This is a genomic window from Waterburya sp. (genome assembly GCF_058530065.1).
Genome location: NZ_JBZNBU010000274.1, coordinates 1 through 4,842, shown reverse-complemented (window position 1 = coordinate 4,842; position 4,842 = coordinate 1). Strand labels below are relative to the sequence as shown.

Sequence of the window (4,842 nt, the reverse complement as noted above, 5' to 3'; positions counted from 1 at the left end):
TTCAAATTCAGGCATCCCTTCGGGGGGCCATAGGGGCATAATCGCTCTATATATTAGCAATGCTGCGAAAAAGCCCGCAAAGGTCATACTATCAGAAACCAGAAAGATATACAGACCAAACATCCGATGGTCGGGATGTCCGTGGTGTCCGTGTTCTGCATCTTGTTCCGCTGCGATCGCAATTTGTGATTTATTATCTACGGTTGAACCTTGCATATGTATCGTTGATTGTTAATTGTTTATATGTTACGTCTGATGTGAATTAAAAAATCTTACAATCCTTTAAATTACCTTCTCTAAATATGAGATTTTATTACTTGTCTAGGGAAAAAACTTAAATTTCCAAGTTTTCTTAAAAGCTAATGGCTGATAGCTAATAGCTAATAGCTAAAAACTACTAAACTAGAACGAAGCTAATCCACATCAAGCGTATGTTGATTGTCAATGACCCATCGGGGAAAGAAGGAATCAGAATCTTGTTAGTTTTGTTCTTCATCCTCAATCCTTCATTCTTTGTCTTTGTTAATTAACTGCCTTCTGCGGTAACTGTTGCTAACATCTCTTCCACATCTTCATCGCCATCGATACTTTCTGTATCTATACCATAGTCATAAGGACCAGCCCAAAGAACAGGTTCTTCTTCAAAGTTTTCAATAATTGGTGGAGATGCTGTTTGCCATTCTAAGGTTAGGGCGTGCCAAGGATTACGAGGTGCTTGTGGTCCTTTAATCCAACTCCAAACTGCATTAATCACGAAGGGAAAAGTAGATAATGCGAGCAACAAAGAACCAATGGTACAGACCATGTTCCAGGTTGCAAATTGGGGATCGTAGAGAGCGATGCGGCGGTTCATTCCCTGCAAACCTAACTGGTGCATCGGTAGGAAAGTAATATTAAAACCGATATAGGTCATGACAAAGTGAATCCGTCCCCAGGTTTCGTTCATCATCCGTCCTGTCATTTTGGGAAACCAATGGTATATAGCACCAAACAGGGCAAACACCGCACCACCAAATAGGACATAGTGGAAGTGCGCTACCACAAAGTAGGTATCGTGAACGTGAATATCAAATGGTGCTGAAGCCAACATGACTCCGCTCAAACCACCAATCAGGAACAATGAAACAAAACCGATACCAAACAGCATGGCACTGTTGAGACTAATTTTTCCGCCCCAGATAGTAGCACACCAGCTAAATACTTTGATGCCTGTCGGCACGGCAATAATCATCGTAGTTGCCATAAAGAACATCCGCATCCAGCCAGGAGTACCGCTAGAAAACATATGGTGCGCCCAGACAATCAAGCCCAAAAAGCTGATAGCCAAACTAGAGTAAGCGATCGCTCTGTAGCCAAATATTGGTTTGCGAGCATGGACGGGTAAAATCTCAGAAATAATGCCAAAAAAAGGCAAAACCATGATGTATACCGCAGGATGGGAATAAAACCAGAACATATGTTGGTATACAACTGGATCTCCTCCCCCCGCAGGATTAAAAAATGCCGTTCCTGCTATTAGGTCGAAAGATAGTAGAATTAGGGCTGCTGCTAAAACAGGAGTACCAAGTATAATTAGCGCAGAAGTCGCTAACATCGACCAACAAAATAAAGGCATACTGTGAATGTCCATATCGGGCATCCGCATTAAGAGAATAGTGGTAACGAAGTTAATCGCCCCTAACATAGAAGAGACACCTAATAATAAGACGCTCAAGATCCAGATTTCTTCTCCCCATTTACCACTCATCAAACTTAGAGGTGGGTAAGAAGTCCAACCCGCTTGAGGCGCGCCCACAAAAAAGCTACAAAGGAAAAAGATTCCGCCTGGGGGAATTATCCAAAAAGCAACCCCATTAAGACGGGGAAACGCCATATCTTCCGCCCCAATCATCAGGGGAATTAAATAGTTGGCAAAGGCAGCCCCCGCTGGAAGAATCCAGAGGAACAACATGATCGAACCATGCATGGTCATAGCCTGATTGTAAAATTCGGGCTGAATAAAATCGGGATCGGGTGTGGAAAGTTCGATACGCATTACCTCTGCCAATGCGCCACCGATAAAATAAAAAATAAATGCGGTAACTAAATACTGTATCCCAATTACTTTATGGTCGGTACTAAAAAGAAAGTATTCATACCATTTTCTTTGGGGGTGTGCTGATTGTCCCTCTGGTGAAGTAGGGACTGGTTTTTCAATGGTTGTACTCATTACTTAAGTAGTCGTGCAAATTTAATTGGATAGCTAGGGTTAGGTAGGCGGTGCGACCGCCTTTGAGGTTTCACGGCGGTCACGGGATTCTGAGGAAACTTCAGAATATGCCACCTCCTCAATGGACGCAAGCGCACCAAGACAGGGGTAAAGGGTAAAGGGTAAAATAAATAGCGAATATGTAATTAATTTTGCTTAGTTACTCATTACTCATTACTTATTTAGAATTCATCGCCACAGATTCATTACTTTCGTTCATGGCAAAGGTATTATCTTGAATCCACTGGTTGTATTCTTCCTCTGTCTGAACATAAAGCTGGGTTTTCATCCCCCCGTGATATGCACCGCATAATTCCGCACAAATTACGGGATATTTCCCAAGTTTGTTGGGGGTAAAGACCAAACTAGTTTCTCTACCAGGGATTACGTCTTGTTTGATGCGAAATTCGGGCAACCAAAAGGCGTGAATTACATCTCCGCCAGTCATTTTCAAGGCGACGGGACGATCTACGGGGACGTGCATTTCTCCAGAAATAACACCGCTTTCTGTATAGGTAAAGACCCAAGCGTATTGAATGCCATTTACTTTTATTTCTAGAGGCTCTATGCCTTGTGGAGAATCTGGAGAAAGCCCTAAACCCAAAGCTATATTTTGCTGGTTAGAATCTAATGCTACTAGTTGGGAATTATGGTGATGGGCGTGGGCTAAGTTCGGACCAGGATCTCCAGCTACCATTGGATCTAAACCACCCATGCGATTATAAATTTCAAAGCTATAGATAGCCAGAATAAAGACAATTACTGTAGGAATAGCAGTCCAGACTATTTCTAAAGGCACGTTTCCTTCTACAGGAGGCCCATCGGTAGTATCGCCTTTTTTACGACGGAATTTAAAAATTGAATAAACTAGAACTCCTTCTACCAAAAGAAATAGACCCGTTGCAATGGTCATCATGAAATTAAAGAGATCGTCTACATCCCCCGCATCGCTAGATGCAGCAATAGGAAGCAGACCGTGATTTTGCCCGTACCACAAGCTAATTAAAGTTAAAGCTACGCCTGCAATCAGGGTAATTATGTTGCCTGGAATATTCACGTCGATAAATAAATAGGGATAGGGTTTACTGGGTTAAAAGTAGCTAAGTCTAGTTTTTATATTCGACTATTTACAAGTTATTACTTTCCCAAAGGAATTGTTGATGTTATTAATACTAAAATTTCGGCTGCAAAAATATATTTCAATCTACTTTATTAGAGTAGATCGAATTGACAGAAGATTTGAAGATTAACCGTTAAATATTTACCCTACAGGTAAAATCTTTAGGTTTTGTTTGGGATCTTGCAATCCATTACTCCAGGCTTAATCCATAAGTTTGAATCTGATAGCTAAATTTTATTTTTTCTTTATGTATTTAAAGTTTTGTGAGGAAAATATATCCGCTAATCTGAAGAATATCTAAAAAGATAAAGCGATCGAGAAAAGATAGCTAAAGTTAGAAGAGAGAAAAATCAAAAGTACAGATAATTAGCAAAATTTAAGAATTAGAAATAAAAGCGATGCTTTCGGCTAGCTTGGCGATCGCCCTTAATCTTAGTAAAGTTTTATTTCATTTATCATTGTCAAATGTGCCATGACCGAATCTATATTTCAATCTCCCACCAACAATCGGCAAGAAACTCGCTCCCAACCCCAAGTTTGGATTAGGCGTTTAGTTTGGAAAATTGCGATCGCCACCTTACTCTTGATGGCGGTAGGCAGTGCGACTAGAGTGATGAATGCAGGGTTGGCTTGTCCAGATTGGCCCTTGTGTTACGGTCAACTAGTACCCACCAGACAGATGAATCTTCAAGTATTTTTAGAATGGTTTCATCGTTTGGATGCAGCCCTAATTGGTTTTAGCGCGATCGCTTTATCTGGTCTATCTTGGTGGTATCGCAAGCAATTACCAGGGTGGTTGCCTTGGGCGAGTAGTTTTGCTTTATTTCTCATTGTCTTTCAGGGCATTCTTGGCGGACTTACCGTAACTCAACTATTGCGCTTTGATATTGTCACTGCCCATTTAGGCACGGCATTATTGTTTTTTAGTACCTTAATTATCATAGGTACGGCATTATCACCCTATCAAGGAACAAAAGCAGCAGGAAATTTACGTTGGTGGGGTTTAATCGCAGCAATTTTAGTCTATTTACAAAGTATTTTAGGGGGATTAGTCGGCTCTCGCTGGGCATTACATCAATGTTTTGCTGGTTCGCAACTATGTGGCGTAATGAATGCTCATATTCTAGGAGTCTTTCCCCCAACTATTGCCGTTATTGCCCTCGTCTGGAGGAGTTGGAAGACCCCAGGATTGCACAGTCGCTTGAGACTTTTAGCTAACTGCACCGCAGTTTTAGTCAGCCTGCAAATTTTACTGGGAATTGCTACTTTTAAATTGCACCTGCAAGTCGAACCCCTCACTGTTACCCATCAAGCCATAGGTGCGAGTTTGTTAGGAGTATTAATCGCCTATACAGTTTTAGCCATACGCGATAGTCAAGCTCGAACCCTACAAACTAAAGAAGCAAAAAGCTTCATAGCCGTTCAACAATAATCGAATTTTAGGAAGAATCATAATGACAGGGACAAGTATAGC

3 protein-coding genes and 1 pseudogene are annotated in these 4,842 nt (G+C 41.3%); 1 reads left to right on the top strand and 3 read right to left on the bottom strand.

Annotated elements, in window-relative coordinates:
- The 3 genes and pseudogenes from AC33VI_RS16480 to AC33VI_RS16470 all read right to left on the bottom strand — a co-directional run.
- Positions 1–216, bottom strand: a pseudogene (locus AC33VI_RS16480) (cytochrome c oxidase subunit 3); the annotation flags it as partial.
- Positions 217–526: 310 nt separating this feature from the next.
- A complete protein-coding gene (gene ctaD, locus AC33VI_RS16475; protein ID WP_491783350.1) occupies positions 527–2,209 on the bottom strand; it encodes a cytochrome c oxidase subunit I in 1,683 nt (560 codons plus the stop codon).
- A 217-nt stretch (positions 2,210–2,426) separates the two neighbouring features.
- Complete coding sequence (locus AC33VI_RS16470; protein WP_491783349.1) at positions 2,427–3,305, bottom strand: cytochrome c oxidase subunit II; 879 nt, start codon at positions 3,303–3,305, stop codon at positions 2,427–2,429.
- Between the two features lie 535 nt (positions 3,306–3,840).
- Between AC33VI_RS16470 and AC33VI_RS16465 the strand changes: the two genes are divergently transcribed.
- On the top strand, positions 3,841–4,800 hold the full coding sequence (locus AC33VI_RS16465) for a COX15/CtaA family protein (RefSeq protein ID WP_491783348.1): 960 nt from the start codon (positions 3,841–3,843) through the stop codon (positions 4,798–4,800).
- Positions 4,801–4,842 lie beyond the last annotated feature (42 nt).